Consider the following 18,975-nt stretch of genomic DNA (forward strand, 5'->3'; position numbering starts at 1 on the left):
GCTTCCTGGCTCAAACACCCCAAGTCTCATGTTCCGACAGCGCAGCATTCAGAATCTCGTCCGCACGACAGGCGTCGGCGTCCACTCTGGACGGCGGGTCGAGCTCACTTTGCGCCCGGCACAACCGAATACGGGCATCGTTTTCCATCGCGTCGATCTGCCTCAGGTCGTGGACCTGCCTGCGCAGGCCACCGGCGTGGGCGATACGCGCATGGCATCGGTGCTGCAGCAGGGTAATGTCCGCGTGTCCACGGTGGAACACCTGATGTCGGCGTTGGCCGGCCTGGGCATCGACAACCTGCATATCGACCTCACCGCCGAAGAAGTCCCCATCATGGACGGCAGTGCGGCCACGTTTGTCTATCTGTTGCGCTCGGCAGGCATCGTCGAGCAGAACGCACCCAAGCAATTCATCCGTGTCTTGAAACCGGTCGAAGTGCGCGAAGGCGAAGGCCGCAACGAGAAATGGGCCCGCCTGGAACCCCATGAGGGCTATGCGCTGGCGTTCTCGATTGATTTCCGCCACCCCGCCATCGACTCCACGGCCAATTTCGCGGAAATCGATTTCGCCACGCACTCATATGTGCGTGAAATCGCGCGCGCGCGTACCTTCGGGTTCGTCAATGAAGTCGAGGCCTTGCGCTCCATGGGCCTGGCCCGCGGCGGCAGCCTGGATAACGCCATCGTCATGGACGAGTACCGCGTGCTGAACAGCGACGGCTTGCGCTATGACGACGAATTTGTAAAACACAAGATCCTGGACGCCATCGGCGACCTGTATCTGCTCGGCAAGCCTTTGGTCGCGCGCTACGTTGCGTGCAAGTCGGGCCATGGCCTGAACAACCAACTGGCCCGCGCGCTGCTGGAGCAGCGCGATGCCTGGGAATTGATCACCTACGAATCGCAGGCAGAAGCACCGCAGGCGTTTCGCCACGAGTGGAAGCTGGCTTAGAGTCAGTCCCACCCCCTACCCGCTGACGCGCGTCCCCTCAAGGGGCGACGTCTGCGGACCGGCAGAGCCGGCTCCGCGACGTCCGCGCTATCATTTTGCGCGGCTGGGTTGATTCCTGATCGTTCGTGGTAATTTCCCCGGGCTGGCTTCCAGCGGATGGCTGTGGTCGTCATCCTCTAGCGCTTAAGGCGTAAACCAGCGGCAAACCGTAGTACGGATCCGTCCGAGAACTTGGTTTCGCTTCGTTTCCGGGGGCCCTGGATCAAGGACAACCCGGGCGGCTTCAGCTACTCTTGTGGTGCTTCAGGAGCTTGGCCACTGCGTCGGCCAGAGGCCCGGGCCGCAGGTTGTCGTGCAGTGTCTCGAACGCGCCCAGGGCGGCATTGCCCAGCGGTTGCGCCTCTTTGGGAGGGCGCGGCTGGCGGGCGCCGGGCTTGGGCAAACCCGCTTGTACCTTGACGGCGATTTCGTTAAGGTTCCAGCCTTGGTCTGCCAGGGACCGCGCGATGCGCGGTGCCAATTGACGCATTTTGGCCGCATGCGCGGCACTCGGCACCACCAGGTGGAGGCACTGGTTTTCCAGCTTGCCCACCTGGCACACGGCGCCCAGCGGGGCGGGCAGAACCGCCGCCACCGCGTACTGAATTTGCAAGTGCTTGCGGGCGGTCGCTAGAACGCCGGCGCCCCGCATGTCATGACCCAGCCATCCCAGGGCGGTATTTTCCTGCTGCCGGCTGGAACTGGAACGTTGACGGTATGAAGTGGGTCTATTCATCCCGGCTTAAGAATTAGGAAGCAAACCTTGAAAATCGTGATTATGCACGCCCGCGACGGGCAGGACGGGCATTTCACCCTCGGCGGCGCACGCCTTGCGCTGATTCTGGGGGGCGCCTTGATCACGGCCGCCATCTTTGGCGCCGCGTTACAACGATACCTTACTCCGATCCTGCCGGCCGTACATACCGTGGGCTGGCCGCTGGCGGGCCAGCCGGGGCGAGACGCCGATTTCCTGCGCGGAAACATGAATCTGCTGGCTGCCAAGGTCGGGGCGCTGCAGGCCAAGCTGGTAAGCATCGACGGATTGGGCCAGCGCGTGGCCAAGGTGGCTGGCGTGGCCTACACCGATCCCGAGCTGGCCAAGCAACTGGCCGTGGCGCAGCCCGAGGCGCTGACCCAGCCCGAAGCCACCCAGGTCATGGATGATCTGTTCACGGACCACCCGCCTCCCAGCGCGGCCTCGGCCGAGGCCCTGGGCCGGCAGCTTGACGAGATCCAGGCCAGGCTGGCCCAACAGACGGACAACCTGAAGCTGCTGGATGCGGCGCTGACCAAGCGTTCGGCAGACCAGGCGCGCATGCCGACCGCCATGCCGATTACCGATTATCCCTATCTCAGTTCTTCCTATGGTTGGCGCCGCAATCCGGTGACCGGCCGCACCGCCATGCACGAAGGCCTGGATTTCGCCGCCCCGCCGGGCACGCCCATCCTGGCGGCCTCGGGCGGCGTCGTGCTGGAATCCAAATTCCAGCCGGGCTACGGCAATATGGTAGAAATCGATCACGGCGATGGCCTGATTACCCGCTATGCCCATGCGTCCTCACTGATGGTGAAGCAAGGCCAACTGGTCGAGCGCGGCCAGCAAGTTGCCCGAGTGGGTAGCTCCGGCCGTTCCACCGGCCCCCATCTGCACTTTGAAGTCCGCCTGGCTGGGCAACCGTTGGATCCGCGCCTGTTCCTTGGCCCCCAGCAAACCGCCCCGCCTTCCACCGTGGCTCACGCTGCCCAGTGAACCTGGGCCGCCCGCGCCGGTCAAACCGGCCCGGCAGTGCTACCCTGGCCATAGGTCCAGGCTATTGCGCTCCAGGTGCGTTAAACTGGTTCGTTTCCCAGCGGACCCCCGCTCAACCAATAACATCAAGTCACGGGTGACGCTGCTCCGGCCTTTCGTGGGCGCGGCGTGGCTCGTGCGGCCGACATACGCATGGTTTCTCTGCTCAAAAAACTCATAGGCAGCCGCAACGACCGGCTGCTTAAGCAGTATCGCAAGCTGGTAACCCAGATCAATGGGCTCGAACCCAAGATCTCCGCGCTCTCCGACGCGGAGCTGGCGGCCAAAACCGAGGAATTCCGTTCCCGCCACGCCCAGGGCACTTCCCTGGACGATCTGCTGCCCGAAGCCTTCGCCGTCGTGCGCGAAGCCGGCAAGCGGGTGTTCGGCATGCGCCACTTCGACGTGCAGATGCTGGGCGGTATCGCCCTGCACAGCGGCAAGATCGCTGAAATGCGCACGGGCGAAGGCAAGACCCTCATGGCTACGCTGCCGGTCTACCTGAACGCGATCGCCGGCAAGGGCGTCCACGTGGTCACGGTGAACGACTACTTGGCGCGCCGCGACGCCGAATGGATGGGCCGCCTGTACCGCTTCCTGGGCATGAGCACGGGCGTGGTGGTGCCGCAGCAACCCAACGAAGAAAAGAAGGCGGCCTATCTGGCCGACATCACCTACGGCACCAATAACGAATTCGGCTTCGACTACCTGCGCGACAACATGGAATACCGTGTTGAAGACCGTCGCCAGCGTGGCCTGTTCTATGCCATCGTCGACGAAGTGGACTCGATCCTGATCGACGAGGCCCGCACGCCGCTGATCATCTCCGGTCAAGCCGAAGACCATACCGAACTCTATGTCCGCATGAACGCGGTGCCGCCCCTGCTCAAGCGCATGGCTCACGAGCCCAAGCCGCAGGAGCCGGAACCCGAAGGCGACTACTGGGTCGACGAAAAGAGCCAGCAGGTGTACCTGTCCGAAGCCGGACACGAGAACGCCGAGGGCATCCTGACGCGCCTGGGCATCCTGCCCGAAGGCGAATCGCTGTACGACCCGCGCCATATCGCGCTGATGCACCATCTGATGGTGGCGCTGCGCGCCAATACGTTGTTCTTCCGCGACCAGCAGTACGTGGTGCAGGACGGCGAAGTGGTCATCGTCGACGAGTTCACGGGGCGCCTGATGGTGGGCCGCCGCTGGTCCGACGGCCTGCACCAGGCGGTCGAGGCCAAGGAAGGCGTGAAGATCCAGCACGAGAACCAGACGCTGGCGTCGATCACGTTCCAGAACTACTTCCGCATGTACGAAAAGCTGTCCGGCATGACCGGTACGGCCGATACGGAAGCGTACGAGTTCCAGGAAATCTACGGGCTCGAAACGGTCATCATCCCGACCAACAAGCCCATGGTCCGCAAGGACCAGAACGACCAGGTCTTCAAGACCGACGGCGAAAAGTACAACGCCATTCTCGAAGACATCCGGGACTGCCACGAACGCGGCCAGCCGGTGCTGGTGGGCACCACCAGCATCGAAAACTCCGAGTTGCTGTCGGGCCTGCTGAAGAAGGCCAAGCTGCCGCATGAAGTGCTGAACGCCAAGCAGCACGCCCGTGAAGCCGAGATCGTCGCCGAAGCCGGCAAGCCTGGCCACATCACCATCGCCACCAACATGGCGGGCCGCGGCACCGACATCGTGCTGGGCGGCAGCGTCGACAAGCAGGTCGATCTGATCCGCGCCGACGAATCGCTGTCGGAAGCCGAAAAGAACGCGCGCATCGAAAAGGTGCGCGCTGAATGGAAGCCGCTGAACGAGCAGGTCAAGGCCGCTGGCGGCCTGCGCATCATCGGCACCGAACGCCACGAATCGCGCCGTATCGACAACCAGCTGCGCGGCCGCGCCGGTCGCCAGGGCGATCCGGGCTCGTCCCGTTTCTACCTGTCGCTGGAAGACTCGCTGATGCGCATCTTCGCGGGTGACCGCGTGCGCGCCATCATGGAACGCCTGAAACTGCCCGAAGGCGAACCGATCGAGGCCGGCATGGTCACGCGTTCGATCGAGACCGCGCAGCGCAAGGTGGAAGGCCGCAACTTCGACATCCGCAAGCAATTGCTGGAGTACGACGACGTCGCCAACGATCAGCGCAAGGTGCTGTATTCGCAGCGCAACGACGTACTGGAAGCAGCCAGCGTGGGCGCTACCGTGCAGAACCTGCGCGACGCTGCCGTGACCGAGATGTTCAACACCTACGTGCCGCCGGAATCGGTGGAAGAGCAGTGGGACGTGCCGGCGCTGCAAAAAGCGCTGGAGGCCGACTGGCACGTGCAGCTGCCGCTGACGGAAATGTTGGAAAAGGAATCCAACCTGACCGACGACGACCTGCGCGAGCGCGTGGTGAGCGCCGCGCGCGACGCCTACCAGGCCAAGGTCGACCAGGTGGGCACGGAGTCGTGGTCGCAGTTCGAGCGTTCGATCATGCTGCAGGCCATCGACACCCACTGGCGCGAACACCTGTCGGCGCTGGACTACCTGCGTCAAGGAATCCACCTGCGCGGCTATGCGCAGAAGAACCCCAAGCAGGAGTACAAGCGCGAAGCCTTCGAGCTATTCTCGGGCATGCTGGATCGCATTCGCGACGACGTCGTGCGCGTGTTGATGACGGTGCGCGTGCAGTCGCAGGAACAGGTCGAGCAGGCCGAGGCCGAAGCGGCTCAGCCGCACGTGCAGAACGTGCAATACCACCATTCCGACTACGACGAAGCGCTGGCCCAGTCCGAACCGGAAGGCGGCGCGCAACCCATGCGCAACGCCATGCCCAAGGTTGGCCGCAACGATCCGTGCCCCTGCGGCAGTGGCAAGAAGTACAAGCAGTGCCACGGCAAGCTCGTCTGATCCCCTAGGAGACATCCATGCTGCATTCCGTCGGCCGCACAGAATTCGACCATGCCGTGGTCATGGTGCGTGACCGGCTGGATGAGCTGGCTCCGCATTTTGAACGCCAGGGCTTTCACCTCAGCGACAAGGCGGTGCACAACCTCGGATCGTGCAACCGTCTGATCGTGCTGGAAGGCACGTATGTCGAATTGCTGGGCTGGCCGCCCGGCGCGCCGCCCGCCCGCAAGGAAATCGCGGATTCACCGTTCGGGCTGGAAGCGCTGGTGTTTCGCACCTATGACGCCGAAGCCACCCGCGAGCGCTTGCTGGCGGCGGGGTTTGCCGTCAATCCGGTCCAGGAACTGAGGCGGCCCGCCATGCTGGACGGCCAGGAAGTCGAGGCCCGTTTCCACACCGTGCGTTTTGCCGAGCAACCACTGCCGGGCATCCGTATGTATTTCTGCCGCCATCTGACGCCCGAGTGCGTCTGGTCGCCCGAGCTCATGGCGCATCCCAACGGCGCGCGTAGCCTGCAACGCATCGATGCCCGCGCGCCCGATGCGCGGGCGGTAGCCGAACGCCTGGCATTGGTAGCCGGCGTGGACGCTGAAGCCGCCGCCAACGGCGGCTGGGACGTGCCGTTGGCCAACCTGCGCATCCATGTGAGCCAGGATGCGGCAGCTGCTGGACCCACGCTATCCACCCTGACCTTGGAAAACAAGGACGGCGCGCATTACACGCTGGATACCGGCCTGTAGTTCTCCCGCTGAACGGCTGGCGCCGCGTCACGAGTACCGCCCGCAGACATCGTTGCGGGCTTTTTTTTGCTCCGTTCCTGTCGTTGTCCCTGCGCGGGACGGGCGTGCGCTGGCCTGCGTCCGGGGAAACCCGGGTTGTTGATCAAAGTGTATGCACTTTAGTATGCACTTCATTCCCGATGATCAAACCGAACCCAGGCGATCCGGCATGACGCAATCCTCAATCGCAATCCGACCCGCGGCGCGCACCAAGGAAGCGCAGGCGGAGTTGTATGGCGCGGTCAAGGCAATGGCCGTGCGCTTCGAATTCAAGCCCGGCGAACGCATCAACGAGGTCGAGCTGGCCCGCAGGTTGAACGTCAGCCGTACGCCGCTGCGCGAAGTGCTGAATCAATTGATGGTCGAGGGTTTCCTGACCCGTTCGGTCAACCGCGGATTCATTGCGCGGCTGCTCGACGCGAAGCAGATCCACAGTCTCTACGAGTACCGGGCCGTGTTGGAGGCGGGCATCGTGCGGGCGGCCTGCGAAAGGGCAACGGACGAGGAGCTGGCCAGCCTGCGAAAGTTCGTGGAACGGTCGCGGGATGAGCCCGAAGACAGCGACGCCACGCGCCTGCTGGAGCTGGACGAGGCCTTTCATCTGACGCTGGCTCGTTACTCGCGCAACGAGGAGTTCGTGCGCGCGCTGGAGAGTGTCAACGCGCGCATCCACTTCGTGCGCTGGATCGACATGCAGCAAGGGCGGCGCAGTCATACCCAGGGCGAGCATCTGCGCATCGTCGAGGCGCTGGAGCGGCGCGACATTGGCGCCTTGCCGGACTTGATGAGCGCGCACATCGGCCGCCGCCTGGATCAGATTACCGACGTCATACGCACGGGTTTTTCGACGATTTACATGCGGGACCAGGCCGAACCCGCTTTGGCAGCGCCGGCCAACACCATACAAGCAGGGGAAAAACTATGAATCACGGGATAAAGCGCGGATTGGCTGCGCTATGCATGCTGTCGGCCACGGCAGGCGCTTTCGTCGCGGCGCCTGCTGCCGCCGCGGAAGAACGGCCGTTGGTGCTGGTCGTACCCTATCCGCCCGGTGGCAGCACCGACATCCTGGCCCGCATTCTGCAGCCGCGCTTGTCCCAGCAGTTGGGCGGCCGCGCGGTTGTGGTCGAAAACCGTCCGGGTGCCGCCAGCCAGATCGCCACGGCCTTCGTGGCGCGCGCCGAGCCCGACGGCAACACGCTGCTGGTCAGCTTCGATAACCACGGCATCAACCCCGCCGTGAAGCCGAAGCTGCCCTACGACACGTTCAAGGACTTCGTCGCCATTTCGCAGACCGTGCGCTTTCCGCTGGTATTGGGCGCCAATCCCAGCGTGCCGGGCGATAACCTGAAGGAGTTCCTGGCCGCGGCCGCCAAGCAGCCGCCCAACAAATTCAATTACGCCTCGACCGGCGTGGGTTCCTTGAACCATCTGGCGCCGGAAGAGCTCAAGCGCCTTTCCAAAGTCGAGTTGCTGCATGTGCCTTATGGCGGCGGCGGACCGGCCATCCAGGCGGTCGTGGGCGGCCAGGCCAGCATGACCTGGCTGAGCTTCGCGGCGCTGCGCGGCCAGATCCAGGCCGGCAAGATCAAGCCGCTCGCGGTGGCAGGCGACAAGCGCCTGCCCGATCTGCCCAATGTGCCCACGGTGGCGGAATCCGGTTTCCCCGGTTTTGTCGCCTATTCCTGGAGCGGCATGTTCGCACCCAAGGGCACGCCGGAAGCGACCGTGAAAAAGCTGACCGGCGATTTCCAGGCCGTGCTGGCCGACCCGGAGATCCGCAAGAAGATTACGGACGCGGGCTTCGAGATCGTGGCCTCCGACGGCCCGGCGCTGGATGCGTACGTGAAGTCGGAATACGACCGCTGGAGCGCCTTCATCAAGAGCAGCAACATCAATCTGGATAACTGAGCGACGCGCGGCCAGCGGCAATGCCGGCCGGCCGCGGCGCGTGCAACACAAGTGGAGATGACATGGAAAACATGACCGGCGCCGAAGCGATGGTGCGCATGCTGCAGCACAATGGCGTCAAGCACATTTTTGGCCTGTGCGGCGACACCAGCCTGCCGTTTTACGACGCGCTGTACCGGCTGGATCACGGCATGCAGCACGTGCTGACGCGCGATGAGCGCAGCGCCGGCTACATGGCGGACGCCTACGCCCGCGTCACCGGCAAGGTCGGCGTGTGCGAAGGCCCCAGTGGCGGCGGCGCCACCTATCTGCTGCCGGGCCTGGTGGAGGCCAATGAGTCCTCCGTTCCGGTGCTTGGCATCACGTCCGACGTGGCGGTGGGATCGCGCGGCAAGTATCCCCTGACCGAACTGGACCAGGAAGCGCTGTACCGCCCGCTGACCAAGTGGAACCGCACCATTGATCGCGCGGACCAGATTCCCGGCATGGTGCGAGCCGCTTTTCGCGCCATGACGACCGGCAAGCCTGGCGCTGCCCATCTATGCTTCCCGTATGACGTCATGAAGCAGCAAGTGGACGCCTCCGATGTCTGGGCCCAACCCGAGCACGGACGTTTCCCGGCGATGCGCTATGCGCCGGATCCCCAGGACGTGGCCCGCGCCGCGCAGCGGCTGGTCGGCGCCCGGGCGCCGGTGATCATCTGCGGTGGCGGCGTGGTCATTGCAGGCGCCTGCGGCGCATTGCAGGAACTGGCCGAATCGCTCAAGGCGGCGGTATGCGTGACCGTGAGCGGGCAGGGCAGCCTGGCCGACACCCATCCGCTGAACGCGGGCGTGGTTGGTTCCAACGGCGGCGTAATGGCGACGCGCGACGTGGTCGCGGCCGCGGACGTGGTGCTGTTCGTGGGCTGCCGCGCTGGCTCGACCTCGACCGAGCACTGGCGTTTCCCCAACCGCAATGTGCCCATCCTGCACATCGACATCGATCCCATGGTGATCGGCGCCAACTACCTGACCGAAGTGGGCATGGTGGGCGACGCCAAGCTGGCGCTGGAAGCCTTGGGCGCCGAGGTGGCGGCGCGCTTGGCGCACCGTCCGTCCGATGCCGCAGACGGCGCGGTGCTCGCAGGCCGCGCCAAGGAGGCGCGCCGGGCGCAGCTGGAGCCGCTGGCCAACAGCCTGGACGCGCCCATTCGTCCCGAGCGCGTGGTGCAGTCTTTGAACCGCCTGCTGCCCGACGACGCGGTAGTCTGCGCCGACCCCGGCACGCCTTGCCCGTATTTCTCGGCCTACTACGACGTGTCGCGTCCCGGCCGGCACTTCATCACCAACCGCGCGCACGGTGCGCTGGGCTTTTCCATGTCGGCGGCCCTGGGTGCCTGGGTGGGCCGGCCCCAGTCCAAATGCGTGTCGGTGATGGGCGACGGCAGCTTCGGCTTTACCGTGGGCGAACTGGAAACCATCGTGAGGCACAAGGCGCCGCTGCTGATGGTGGTGTTCTCGAACTCGGTCTATGGCTGGATCAAGGCCAGCCAGAAGGCGGGCTACGACAAGCGCTATTACAGCGTGGACTTCAATCGCACCGACCACGCCCGCATTGCCGAAGCCTACGGGGTCAAGGCATGGCGGGTGGAGGATCCCGCCAAGTTGGACGCCGCGATCAAGGCTGCCATGGAACACGATGGTCCGGCCCTGATCGACGTGGTGGCGCAGCCCTTGCAGGATGCGGCCGCGCCGGTCAGCCAGTGGATGGGCTGATACGGTCTACCAGGTGGTTGATGCCGGTGCAGAGGTCGCCCTGGGCCACGCCGTAGATATGCAGTGACACGGCGATTTCCGTGCCGGCATTGCCCAGGCGGTGGATCTGGCGCAGCCCCTGCGTGGCGGTGACGATGTCGCCCGGACGGCGGGCAACCACGCCGCAGGCCTGGGCGGTGGCGGACTCATGGTCCCAGCGGTAATGGGTTTCGGTGAGTTCGCCCTGCAGCACCTGGTAGGTGCACCAGGTCTTGTGGCCATGCACCGGGCTGAACTGGCCCGGTCGCCAAATCAGATAGACCATCGTGAAGGCGCCATGCGGATCGGCATAGGCGACATGGCGGGTGTAGGACTCGGCCCGCCCCGCGCGCAGATCGGTCGGCAGGCCTTGCAGCATGTCGCCCGCCTGGGCGACGCTGGCGGCCAGCTCGCGCAGGAGTGCGCGCGCCGCATTCATCTGGGCAGCTTGAACCGACGCGCAAAGCGATTGCAGGCCGCCGCTGGCAACTGGAATGGAAGGCATGGCACAGGTCTCCAGGCAGAGCTTCCATGGTAGGAGCTTGCGCTGGAATGCCATTGCCAAATTCGGCGTGTGTGTGGCGCGGATTGGAAAAAAATTCCATCCCACCCGTACGTCCGGCAATCCTATACTGGTCCGCTTGGGCGGAGCGCTCCGCCGGGCAGCGCAATGACAGGAGAGTCAGGCATGGATCTGGGGATCAGCGGCAAGACGGCACTGGTATTCGGCGGCAGCCGCGGCATGGGCCGGGCATGCGCCATGCAATTGGCGCGGGAAGGCGTGGCGGTCACGATAGCGGCCCGCAACCCCGCGACACTGGAGCAGGCCGCCGCCGAGATATCGCGCGAAACCGGGATAGGGGTGGGCTGGGTGTCGGCCGACCTGACCCAGGCCCAGGGGCGGGATGCGGCCATGGCCGCTTGCCCGCATCCCGACATCCTGATCAACAACGCGGACGGGCCGCTGCCAGGGGATTTCCGCAACTGGAGCCACGACGACTGGATCGCCGCGCTGGACGCCATGATGCTGGGTCCCATCGATATGATCCGGCGGGTCGTGGACGGGATGGTGGAGCGGCGCTTCGGGCGCATTGTGAACATCGTGTCGCGCAGCGTGAAGGCGCCGCACGCCGAGCTTGGGCTGTCCAACGGCGCGCGTTCCGGCCTGGTCGGCTTCGTGAGCGGCCTGGCGCGCCAGACCGTGCGCCACAACGTCACCATCAATAACCTCCTGCCGGGCGCGTTCGCCACGGACGCGCAGGTCCGGCACATCCAGGGCATGCTGGATCAGGCTGGCGGGAAGAGTTTCGAACAACTCTGGGACGAGCGGGGCCGGGCGAATCCGGCGGGCCGCTATGGCCAGCCAGAGGAGTTGGGCGCCCTGTGCGCCTATGTCTGTTCCGCGCAGGCCGGCTACATGACCGCTCAGAACATCCTGATCGACGGCGGCGGCTACCCGGGCACGTACTGAGGCGGGGGACCCGGCGCGGGACGAGGCTGGACGCCGCCAGGCGGAACAGGCAACATTGGTGCCGATCCAGCCGAGGAAACCCATGGACCAGACGGACATCAAGATACTGGCCTTGCTGCAGAAGGACGCCACCTGTTCGGTCGCCGAGATCGCCGAGCAGGTCCATCTGTCCGTCACGCCGTGCTGGCGCCGCATCCAGAAGCTGAAGGATGACGGCGTGATTGCCCGCAACGCCATCTTGCTGGATCCCTGCGCGCTCGGGTTGAACCTGACGGTCTTCGTGTCCATCAAGACCAGCCAGCACAACGAGAAATGGACGCAAAGCCTGATCAACGCCGTGATGGCCTTGCCCAATGTGGTGGAGTTCCACCGCATGGCCGGCGACGTCGATTACCTGCTCAAGGTCGTCGTCGAGGACATGGCTGCCTATGACCGTTTCTACCGGCGCCTGATTGCCGCCGTGGACCTGCTGGACGTCAGCGCCAGCTTCTCGATGGAAGTCATAAAAAGCACCACCGAACTGCCGCTTGATGCGGTGTAGGCGGGCGCGCGCAATTTTTTTTCCATGGCGGGGGCCGCCGGGGATGCAAATTCCATTCGACGCTTCGGCCAGCCCCCATCACGCAATTCTTTTGCGCGGGCTACGGCGTAGGATATTCCTCACTCCCAGCATGGGATGAATCGGGACATCAGAGGACCCTATGTCGTTGGCAGTACCCGCCGGCTGCGCCGGTACGGAAAATTCGCGGCGCGCGCTTTCGGTGGATGACCTGCTGGTCGGCTGGAACGGCGTCGACGATCTGTGGGTATTCGCCTACGGGTCCTTGATCTGGCATCCGGGTTTCGCCTGGCGCGAGCGCCGGCTGGCGACGGTGCGCGGCTACCACCGGTCCTTGTGCCTGTGGTCGCACGACCATCGCGGATCTCCCGACAATCCGGGGCTGGTGTTTGGCCTGGACCGCGGGGGCTGCTGTCGCGGCGTGGTTTTCCAGATCGCCGCCGACGACGTGCCCGCGGTCTTCAACGCACTGTGGCGACGTGAAATGGTCACCGGGGCCTACACGCCCCGCTGGCTGACCTGTCATACCGAAGCTGCGCCGGTACGCGGACTGGTGTTCCTGTTGAACCGTGCCTGCCAGGAATACGCGGCGGGCATTACCGACGACCGCCTCTTGGCGTCGGTGCGCAACGCCGTGGGCCACTCGGGGCCTTGCCTGGACTACGTCATGGAAACCGAGCGCGCTCTGCGCGCGCATGGCATAGACGATTGGCGCTTGGGCGATCTGGTGCGCAGGCTGGGCCAGGCCTTCTGAGGCCAGGGGGCTTCAGAAGCTCCAGCGGCCGAACATGAACAGCACGTTGCCGGCGCCGGCGGATCCGGGGATGTAGGTCGCGTACAGCATCGCGTCCTTGTAGCCCGCGCTTACCAGCGGCAGGATGCCGGGAAACGGCACGTAGCTCATGATGTCGTGGCGCGCCGTCAGGAAGACGGTATAGCCCGCGCCGAGGCGGAAGTTCTCGCTGACATGCCCGATCTTCAGGAAGCCATAGCCGGCGATGGGCTCGATCTTGCTATGCGAATCCAGGAAGGCCATGGCGTACAGGCCTTGCCAGTCGCCATCTTCGTCGTAGATGCTGCGGCCGTAGCCGCCGCCCCAGGCCAGCTCGTTGAAGCTGTCGATCTTTTCTTTGCTGTAGGTGGCACGGTTGTGCCAGGAGTAGCCGGTCAGGTACAGGTCATTGCCGCCCTCGGTCCAGATCTGGTCCAGGCGGTTGCAGGCGGACTTGGCCCAGGAGGGCATGCTGTCACAGGCTTGGGCGGTGGCGGCGAAGGTGGCGAGCAGCAGGCTGAAAATTGCTGCCCGGAATCTTGCGGTCATTGTGGGCACTGAAAAAGGGGAGATGACAATTCCATTACTGTAATGGAACAGTCGTCATCCACCCTGTCAGCTAGCTGTCAAGCTTGCGCCGCTAGAGGGAAGCGGGCGTATTTTGCTGTTGTATCCGGGCTACAGCAGGAAAATTGTCGCCAGCCCCAGAAAGATGAAGAAGCCGAGCGAATCGGTGGCAAAGGTCAAAAGCACCGACGAGCCCATCGCGGGATCCTTGCCAAACCGGGCACGGACCATTGGTACCAGCACCCCCACGGATGCGCCGACCAGCATATTGCAGACCATGGCCGCCATCATCACCAGCGCGATGGATACGGAGTGCGAAATGACCCAGGCGAACAGGGCGGCCACCAGGCTGCCGCACAGCCCCACCATCAGGGTGACGAAAAGCTCGCGCTTGACCAGTTGCCAGAGGTTGCGGCCGGTGATCCGGCCCATGGCCAGGGCCCGGATGATCAGGGTCATGGTCTGGTTGCCCGAGTTGCCGCCGATGCCGGCCACAATGGACATCAGGAAGGCCAGGATCACGATCTGGCTCACCGTGCCTTCGAACTGGGAGGCCACGAAAGACGCCGTGGCGGCGGTACAGAGGTTGAACAGCAGCCAGGGGGCGCGGTTGCGCAAGGCCGTGGAAACCGGGGCGAAGATGTCCTCTTCCTGCAGACCGGCGCGCGACAGGGCCTGTTCCTGGGAGTCTTCGCGCATCACGTCCACGACGTCGGCGATGGTCACGCGGCCGATCAGGCGGCCCTGGTCGTCCATGACCGGCGCCGAGACCAGGTCGTAGCGTTCGAAGGCGCCGGCGGCGTCCGCGTCGGAGTCCAGCGGGTTGAGCGTCAGGAAATCGGAATTCATGACGGCGCGCACTTCGGTTTCAGGCTCGCTGACCAGCAGCTTCGATAGGGGGAGGATGCCCTGCAGCTTGTCCTGGCGGTCCACCACGAAGATCTGGTCGGTGTGGTCGGGCAGTTCGTGCAGGCGGCGCAGATAGCGCAGCACCACCTCCAGCGTCACGTCCTCGCGCACCCGCACCATCTCGAAGTCCATGATCGCGCCCACGCTGTCTTCCGGATAGCCCATGGCTTCCAGCAATTGCGCGCGTTCTTCTTCGGTCAGGCCTTTCTGGACCTCGGCCACCACGTCGGGCGGCAGGTCGGGCGCCAGGTCGGCCAGCTCGTCGGCATCCATGTTGCCGGTGGCGGCAACCAGGTCCTGGCGGTCCATCGCTTCGATCAGCGATTCCCGTACCCAGTCTTCGACTTCCAGGAGCACGTCCGCGTCGTGCTCGGGGCTGACCAGCTTCCAGATGGCCTGCCGTTCGTCCTTGGGCAGCGACTCCAGGATGAAGGCGATGTCGGCCGGATGTAGGCCATCCAGCAATGTCTTGAGTTCGGCTTCGTGCTGGCGATGCACCAGGTCCTCGACCAGCGAGGCCTTGGAATCGCCTTCTTCCTGGCGATGCACCAGGTCGGCAACCAGTTGCTGGCGGCGCAGGCGTTCCTGCACTTCCGCCAGGGCGTGTTGGGCGTCTTCCGGGTCGAGGCGGCGGGGCGTCGCGGGCGGTTTCTGCGCGGCGGCGGACTGCGTCATGCGTTACGGCTCAAAGGGTGGGAAGGGGGCGGCGGCGGCGGGCTTCGTCGGTAGCGACGTAGGTCAGCGTGGCCTCGGTGACCTTGACGATCTCGGCGTCCAGCCGCTGGCGCTCCGCGTAGACCTCGACGGACACCGTGACCGACGTCGTGCCTGTCTTGATGATGGAAGCATAGAAACTGAGCAGGTCGCCCACGAAGACCGGCTCTTTGAACTGGAAGGCATTGACCGCCACGGTGGCCACGCGTCCGGCGGCGCGGCGCGCGGCGGGGATCGAGCCAGCGATGTCGACTTGGGACATGATCCAGCCGCCGAAGACGTCCCCGTGGATATTTGCGTCCGCCGGCATCGGCATGACGCGCAATACCGCGTCGCGATCGGCGGGCAAAGTCGTAAACGGGGTTTTGGTGCTGGAGGTCATGCGGCCGACTCCACTGCTAGGGAACCAGCCGATTATGCAGGAAAAACGAGACAGCGGCGTGCATGTGCAAGGCCCGCCGCGGCCGCCGGGCCGCGGCGGGCCGGGATCAGGAGGCCAGCTTGACGATGCCGTAGCCGCCAACCAGCAGCCAGAGGTACAGGATCAGGCCCAGCGCCATCACGCGCGGACCGGCCTTGCGAATCTGGGCGAAGCGCGTTTCGATGCCGAGGGCGGTCATGGCCATGGTCAGGGCAAAAACGTCCAGGCGGCGGATGGCAGCCACCAAGTCCGCGGGGATGATATTCAGCGAATTGATGATGGCCAGCACCAGGAAGCCCACCGCAAACCAGGGAATGGGGAGCTTTGCGCCCTTGGACTGGCCGCCGGCGGCATGCGAGGCTGCGCTGCGCAGGTACATGCCCAGGATCAGCAGGACCGGCACCAGCAGGGCCACGCGGGTCATTTTCACGATGGTGGCGACTTCGGTGGTGGCTGGGTCGATGTTGCTGGCCGCGCCGACCACCTGGGCCACTTCATGGATGGTGCCGCCGATGTAGATGCCCAGCGCCTGCGTGTCGAAGTTCAGCCAGCCTGCGTGGTAGAACACGGGGTAGAGGAACATCGACAAGGTACCAAACAGCACCACGGTGGCCACGGCCACCGCGCTCTTGTGGGGCGCGGCCCGCAGCGTGGGTTCGAAGGCCAGCACGGCTGCGGCGCCGCAGATGGCGCTGCCCGCGGCGGTCAGCATGGCGGTGTCGCGATCCAGGCCCAGCAGCCGTTGGCCCACTACCGTACCGATCAGCAGGGTACCCACCACCACCGCGACCGAGACCGCGAGGCCGGGCAGGCCCACCGCCGCGATCTGCTGGATGCTGATGTTCAGGCCGTAGAAGGCGACGGCGATGCGCAGCAGGCGCCGCGCCGTGAAGTTCACGCCTACCCCCCAATCTGCAGGCATCGTGCCGCGCAGGAAGTTGCCGTAGAGCATGCCACAGACGATGCCCACGACCAGCGGCGAGAAGCCCAGCTGGCGGATGGCGGGCAGATCCGCCAACTGCATCACCGCGCCCGCCATCAGGCCGACGAACAGCACGCCATTGAGCTTGTCGCGCCAGGGCGTGGGGGCGGGAGCGGAGGCCGGCGAGGCCGGGGCGGCGGGCAGGGGGACGGCGGTGCTGGACGAGGTACTCATGGGCTGGCCTTTTGGGGGAGGCATATCTAAATAACTTCACGAAATATTAATTTCTCCCCTACTATTTGAAAAATCTTTATTTCGGATATGTAATATCCAAAATTCTGATATTTATGCCCTCATGACCCCTGACCAACTGCTTACCTTCGCCAGTGTGGCCGACGCTGGCAACATCAGCCGCGCTGCGCAACTGCTGAATCTGTCCCAGCCGGCCGTTTCGGGCCAACTGCGGATGTTGCAGGAATGGTTCGGCGAGCCTCTGTATCGCCGCAGCGGACATGGCATCGCACTGACCGAGGCCGGCGAGCGCTTGGCCGAGCAGGCCCGGCAGTTGCGCCAGGTCTATCGACAGGCGCAGGCGGTGCGTGAATCCTGGCGCGGACTGGAAACCGGCGATCTGCGCCTGGGCGCCAGCACCACGCCTGCCAGCTATCTGCTGCCCAGCCTGGTGGCGGATTTCCGACATGCGTTTCCGTCGGTCAGCCTGCATCTGTCCGACGGCAACACGCGTGAGATCGTCGAACGCCTGCCGGCTCTGGATCTGGCGTTCATCGAAGGCGATGTGCCGGCTGGCCTGCCCGCGGACACGGCGGTGCACGCCTGGCGCCAGGACGAGGTCGTGGCGGTGGTGCGCGCGGACCACGCGCTGGCAGGGAAGGGGGCGGTAACGCTCCGCGACCTGGCCACCTCGCCACTGATCATGCGCGAGCCTGGTTCGGGTGTGCGCCGGTTAGTGGAGCGGGCTTTTGCGGATGCGGGCCTGGCACCGTCGGTGGGTCTGGAACTGGCCGGCGTGGAAGGGGTTAAGCAGGCGGTGCGGGCCGGCCTGGGCGTGGGTTTCGTGTCGGTTATGTCGATGCGGCACGAGGATGGCGCGCTGGCGGCTTTGCGCCTGTTGCCCAAGCCGCTGACGCGGACCTTGAGCATTCTGGTGCCGCATGCGGACGCCGCCGCCCGCGCCGCCGAACGCTTTCTGGCAATGTGCCTGGCGGTCGGGGCGGCGGAAGGCGTGTGAAGCTCAGGCCTTGGCCAGGCGCTTGAGCGCCAGTTGTACCCAGTAGGTGCCGCCCAGCGGCAGCAGTTCGTCATTGAAGTCGTAGCTGCCGTTATGCAGCATGCAGGGACCCAGGCCGTGACCGCTGTCGCGGTGCTCGCCGGTGCCGTTGCCGATCCAGACATAACAGCCTGGCAGTTCCTGCAGCATGAAGGCGAAATCTTCCGCGCCCATGGTGGGCTGCACGTGATCGTTGACGTTGGCTTCGCCGACGATGTCGCGCAGCACGTCGGCGCAGAACGCAGCTTCCTCGGCGTGATTGATGGTGGGCGGATAGTTGCGCTGGAACGTGAACTGCACTTCGCAGTCCATCGCGGCGCAGGTGTGGCGCGCGATTTCTTCCATACGGCGTTCGATCAGGTCCAGCACTTCCAGCGTGAAGGTGCGCACGGTGCCGCGCAGTTCAGCATGGTTGGGCACGACGTTGTCGGCGCTGCCAGCGTGGATCTGCGTGATGCTGAGCACCGCCGCGTCCAGCGGGTTGCGGTTGCGGGTAATGATGGTCTGCAGGGATTGCGCCAGTTGCACCGCTGCCATGACGGGGTCGATGCCCAGGTTGGGCATGCCGGCGTGCGTGCCCTTGCCCTTCACGACGATGGAGAACTCGTTGCTGGAGGCCATGATGGGGCCGGCGGTCAGGCCGAACTGGCCGGCTTTCATGCCGGGCCAGTTGTGCATGCCGAATACGGCTTCCATGGGGAAGCGCGTGAACAAGCCATCGTCGATCATGCGCTTGGCGCCGCCGCCGCCTTCTTCCGCAGGCTGGAAAATCACGTAGACCGTGCCGGCGAAATCACGGTGCTGCGACAGGTATTGCGCCGCGGCCAGTAGCATGGCCGTATGGCCGTCATGGCCGCAGGCGTGCATCTTGCCGGCATGGGTGCTGGCGTGTTCGAAGGTGTTGGCCTCTTGCATGGGCAGGGCGTCCATGTCGGCGCGCAGGCCCACCGCGCGATTGCCCGGCTGGTTGCCGCGGATGATGCCGACCACGCCCGTGCCGCCCAGGCCGCGGTCGATTTCTATGCCCCATTCTTCGAGCTTTGCCGCCACGACATCAGCGGTGCGGAATTCTTCGAAAGCCAGTTCGGGATGCGCGTGAATGTCGCGTCGGATCTTGGAAATGTCGTGATGCCACGCGACGATGGGTTCGAGCAGTTTCATGGAGCTCTCGGGCGAAAAAAGGGAACGCAACAAGGGTATCATCAATCAAAAACCAAT

At 64.8% G+C, this 18,975-nt stretch carries 18 protein-coding genes; 11 read left to right on the forward strand and 7 right to left on the reverse strand.

Annotated elements, in window-relative coordinates; translation table 11 throughout:
- Positions 1-28: 28 nt before the first annotated feature.
- Positions 29-952: a UDP-3-O-acyl-N-acetylglucosamine deacetylase gene (gene lpxC / locus VCS63_RS06945; RefSeq protein WP_008160097.1), complete on the forward strand. Its 924-nt coding sequence runs from the start codon at positions 29-31 to the stop codon at positions 950-952.
- A gap of 283 nt (positions 953-1,235) precedes the next feature.
- Here the strand turns inward: lpxC and VCS63_RS06950 are convergent, their stop codons facing one another.
- Positions 1,236-1,643, reverse strand: coding sequence for a DciA family protein (locus VCS63_RS06950; RefSeq protein WP_082884715.1), 408 nt, complete (start codon positions 1,641-1,643; stop codon positions 1,236-1,238).
- 126 nt (positions 1,644-1,769) lie between these two features.
- Between VCS63_RS06950 and VCS63_RS06955 the strand changes: the two genes are divergently transcribed.
- The 6 genes from VCS63_RS06955 to VCS63_RS06980 all read left to right on the forward strand — a co-directional run bounded on the left by VCS63_RS06955 (position 1,770) and on the right by VCS63_RS06980 (position 10,116).
- Positions 1,770-2,741 carry a M23 family metallopeptidase gene (locus VCS63_RS06955; protein ID WP_063642362.1) on the forward strand — a complete coding sequence of 324 codons (972 nt, stop codon included), beginning with the start codon at positions 1,770-1,772 and terminating at the stop codon, positions 2,739-2,741.
- Between the two features lie 192 nt (positions 2,742-2,933).
- Positions 2,934-5,669 (forward strand): preprotein translocase subunit SecA, encoded by a 2,736-nt coding sequence (secA, locus tag VCS63_RS06960; RefSeq protein WP_042796420.1) that lies wholly within the window; start codon positions 2,934-2,936, stop codon positions 5,667-5,669.
- Positions 5,670-5,686: 17 nt separating this feature from the next.
- Entirely contained in the window at positions 5,687-6,409 is a 723-nt protein-coding gene (locus tag VCS63_RS06965) for a VOC family protein (RefSeq protein ID WP_076816275.1), read from the forward strand.
- A gap of 208 nt (positions 6,410-6,617) precedes the next feature.
- On the forward strand, positions 6,618-7,373 hold the full coding sequence (locus VCS63_RS06970; protein WP_042796422.1) for a GntR family transcriptional regulator: 756 nt from the start codon (positions 6,618-6,620) through the stop codon (positions 7,371-7,373).
- Positions 7,370-8,359, forward strand: coding sequence for a tripartite tricarboxylate transporter substrate binding protein (locus VCS63_RS06975; protein WP_323879078.1), 990 nt, complete (start codon positions 7,370-7,372; stop codon positions 8,357-8,359). Before VCS63_RS06970 ends, VCS63_RS06975 begins: the two co-directional genes overlap by 4 nt.
- A gap of 62 nt (positions 8,360-8,421) precedes the next feature.
- Positions 8,422-10,116 carry a thiamine pyrophosphate-binding protein gene (locus tag VCS63_RS06980; RefSeq protein WP_082884714.1) on the forward strand — a complete coding sequence of 565 codons (1,695 nt, stop codon included), beginning with the start codon at positions 8,422-8,424 and terminating at the stop codon, positions 10,114-10,116.
- Here VCS63_RS06980 and VCS63_RS06985 read toward each other — a convergent pair.
- Positions 10,097-10,639 (reverse strand): cysteine dioxygenase family protein, encoded by a 543-nt coding sequence (locus tag VCS63_RS06985; protein WP_149065169.1) that lies wholly within the window; start codon positions 10,637-10,639, stop codon positions 10,097-10,099. The genes VCS63_RS06980 and VCS63_RS06985 overlap by 20 nt on opposite strands.
- Positions 10,640-10,822: 183 nt before the next feature.
- On the opposite strand from VCS63_RS06985, the gene VCS63_RS06990 reads away from it, so the two are divergent.
- The 3 genes from VCS63_RS06990 to VCS63_RS07000 all read left to right on the forward strand — a co-directional run bounded on the left by VCS63_RS06990 (position 10,823) and on the right by VCS63_RS07000 (position 12,918).
- Positions 10,823-11,605 carry an SDR family NAD(P)-dependent oxidoreductase gene (locus tag VCS63_RS06990; protein ID WP_063642284.1) on the forward strand — a complete coding sequence of 261 codons (783 nt, stop codon included), beginning with the start codon at positions 10,823-10,825 and terminating at the stop codon, positions 11,603-11,605.
- Between the two features lie 82 nt (positions 11,606-11,687).
- The gene (locus tag VCS63_RS06995) at positions 11,688-12,146 is read left to right on the forward strand and encodes an Lrp/AsnC family transcriptional regulator (RefSeq protein WP_042796425.1); all 459 of its coding nucleotides are present in this window, start codon (positions 11,688-11,690) and stop codon (positions 12,144-12,146) included.
- A gap of 160 nt (positions 12,147-12,306) precedes the next feature.
- Positions 12,307-12,918 carry a gamma-glutamylcyclotransferase gene (locus VCS63_RS07000; protein WP_323879080.1) on the forward strand — a complete coding sequence of 204 codons (612 nt, stop codon included), beginning with the start codon at positions 12,307-12,309 and terminating at the stop codon, positions 12,916-12,918.
- Positions 12,919-12,930: 12 nt separating this feature from the next.
- On the opposite strand, the gene pagP is transcribed toward VCS63_RS07000, so the two are convergent.
- From pagP to VCS63_RS07020, 4 genes are all read right to left on the reverse strand, one after another.
- The gene (gene pagP, locus VCS63_RS07005) at positions 12,931-13,485 is read right to left on the reverse strand and encodes a lipid IV(A) palmitoyltransferase PagP (protein ID WP_042796427.1); all 555 of its coding nucleotides are present in this window, start codon (positions 13,483-13,485) and stop codon (positions 12,931-12,933) included.
- Between the two features lie 129 nt (positions 13,486-13,614).
- Complete coding sequence (gene mgtE / locus VCS63_RS07010) at positions 13,615-15,087, reverse strand: magnesium transporter (protein ID WP_054457586.1); 1,473 nt, start codon at positions 15,085-15,087, stop codon at positions 13,615-13,617.
- A gap of 10 nt (positions 15,088-15,097) precedes the next feature.
- Positions 15,098-15,508: an acyl-CoA thioesterase gene (locus VCS63_RS07015; protein WP_042796428.1), complete on the reverse strand. Its 411-nt coding sequence runs from the start codon at positions 15,506-15,508 to the stop codon at positions 15,098-15,100.
- Between the two features lie 106 nt (positions 15,509-15,614).
- The gene (locus tag VCS63_RS07020) at positions 15,615-16,703 is read right to left on the reverse strand and encodes a YeiH family protein (protein WP_323879083.1); all 1,089 of its coding nucleotides are present in this window, start codon (positions 16,701-16,703) and stop codon (positions 15,615-15,617) included.
- A 121-nt stretch (positions 16,704-16,824) separates the two neighbouring features.
- Here VCS63_RS07020 and VCS63_RS07025 point away from each other — a divergent pair, with 121 nt between their 5' ends.
- Positions 16,825-17,718 carry a LysR family transcriptional regulator gene (locus VCS63_RS07025; protein WP_042796429.1) on the forward strand — a complete coding sequence of 298 codons (894 nt, stop codon included), beginning with the start codon at positions 16,825-16,827 and terminating at the stop codon, positions 17,716-17,718.
- Between the two features lie 3 nt (positions 17,719-17,721).
- Here the strand turns inward: VCS63_RS07025 and VCS63_RS07030 are convergent, their stop codons facing one another.
- Complete coding sequence (locus VCS63_RS07030; protein ID WP_063642361.1) at positions 17,722-18,918, reverse strand: M20 aminoacylase family protein; 1,197 nt, start codon at positions 18,916-18,918, stop codon at positions 17,722-17,724.
- Positions 18,919-18,975 lie beyond the last annotated feature (57 nt).

It is taken from the genome of Achromobacter sp. D10 (assembly GCF_035282245.1).
In the GTDB taxonomy this organism is placed as follows: domain Bacteria; phylum Pseudomonadota; class Gammaproteobacteria; order Burkholderiales; family Burkholderiaceae_B; genus Achromobacter; species Achromobacter insolitus.

Bases quoted from the DNA above. Each gene is read 5' to 3' on its own strand.
- lpxC (WP_008160097.1), top strand. From the start codon at position 29: ATGTTCCGACAGCGCAGCATTCAGAATCTCGTCCGCACGACAGGCGTC.
- VCS63_RS06950 (WP_082884715.1), bottom strand. From the start codon at position 1,643: ATGCGGGGCGCCGGCGTTCTAGCGACCGCCCGCAAGCACTTGCAAATT.
- VCS63_RS06955 (WP_063642362.1), top strand. From the start codon at position 1,770: ATGCACGCCCGCGACGGGCAGGACGGGCATTTCACCCTCGGCGGCGCA.
- secA (WP_042796420.1), top strand. From the start codon at position 2,934: ATGGTTTCTCTGCTCAAAAAACTCATAGGCAGCCGCAACGACCGGCTG.
- VCS63_RS06965 (WP_076816275.1), top strand. From the start codon at position 5,687: ATGCTGCATTCCGTCGGCCGCACAGAATTCGACCATGCCGTGGTCATG.
- VCS63_RS06970 (WP_042796422.1), top strand. From the start codon at position 6,618: ATGACGCAATCCTCAATCGCAATCCGACCCGCGGCGCGCACCAAGGAA.
- VCS63_RS06975 (WP_323879078.1), top strand. From the start codon at position 7,370: ATGAATCACGGGATAAAGCGCGGATTGGCTGCGCTATGCATGCTGTCG.
- VCS63_RS06980 (WP_082884714.1), top strand. From the start codon at position 8,422: ATGGAAAACATGACCGGCGCCGAAGCGATGGTGCGCATGCTGCAGCAC.
- VCS63_RS06985 (WP_149065169.1), bottom strand. From the start codon at position 10,639: ATGCCTTCCATTCCAGTTGCCAGCGGCGGCCTGCAATCGCTTTGCGCG.
- VCS63_RS06990 (WP_063642284.1), top strand. From the start codon at position 10,823: ATGGATCTGGGGATCAGCGGCAAGACGGCACTGGTATTCGGCGGCAGC.
- VCS63_RS06995 (WP_042796425.1), top strand. From the start codon at position 11,688: ATGGACCAGACGGACATCAAGATACTGGCCTTGCTGCAGAAGGACGCC.
- VCS63_RS07000 (WP_323879080.1), top strand. From the start codon at position 12,307: ATGTCGTTGGCAGTACCCGCCGGCTGCGCCGGTACGGAAAATTCGCGG.
- pagP (WP_042796427.1), bottom strand. From the start codon at position 13,485: ATGACCGCAAGATTCCGGGCAGCAATTTTCAGCCTGCTGCTCGCCACC.
- mgtE (WP_054457586.1), bottom strand. From the start codon at position 15,087: ATGACGCAGTCCGCCGCCGCGCAGAAACCGCCCGCGACGCCCCGCCGC.
- VCS63_RS07015 (WP_042796428.1), bottom strand. From the start codon at position 15,508: ATGACCTCCAGCACCAAAACCCCGTTTACGACTTTGCCCGCCGATCGC.
- VCS63_RS07020 (WP_323879083.1), bottom strand. From the start codon at position 16,703: ATGAGTACCTCGTCCAGCACCGCCGTCCCCCTGCCCGCCGCCCCGGCC.
- VCS63_RS07025 (WP_042796429.1), top strand. From the start codon at position 16,825: ATGACCCCTGACCAACTGCTTACCTTCGCCAGTGTGGCCGACGCTGGC.
- VCS63_RS07030 (WP_063642361.1), bottom strand. From the start codon at position 18,918: ATGAAACTGCTCGAACCCATCGTCGCGTGGCATCACGACATTTCCAAG.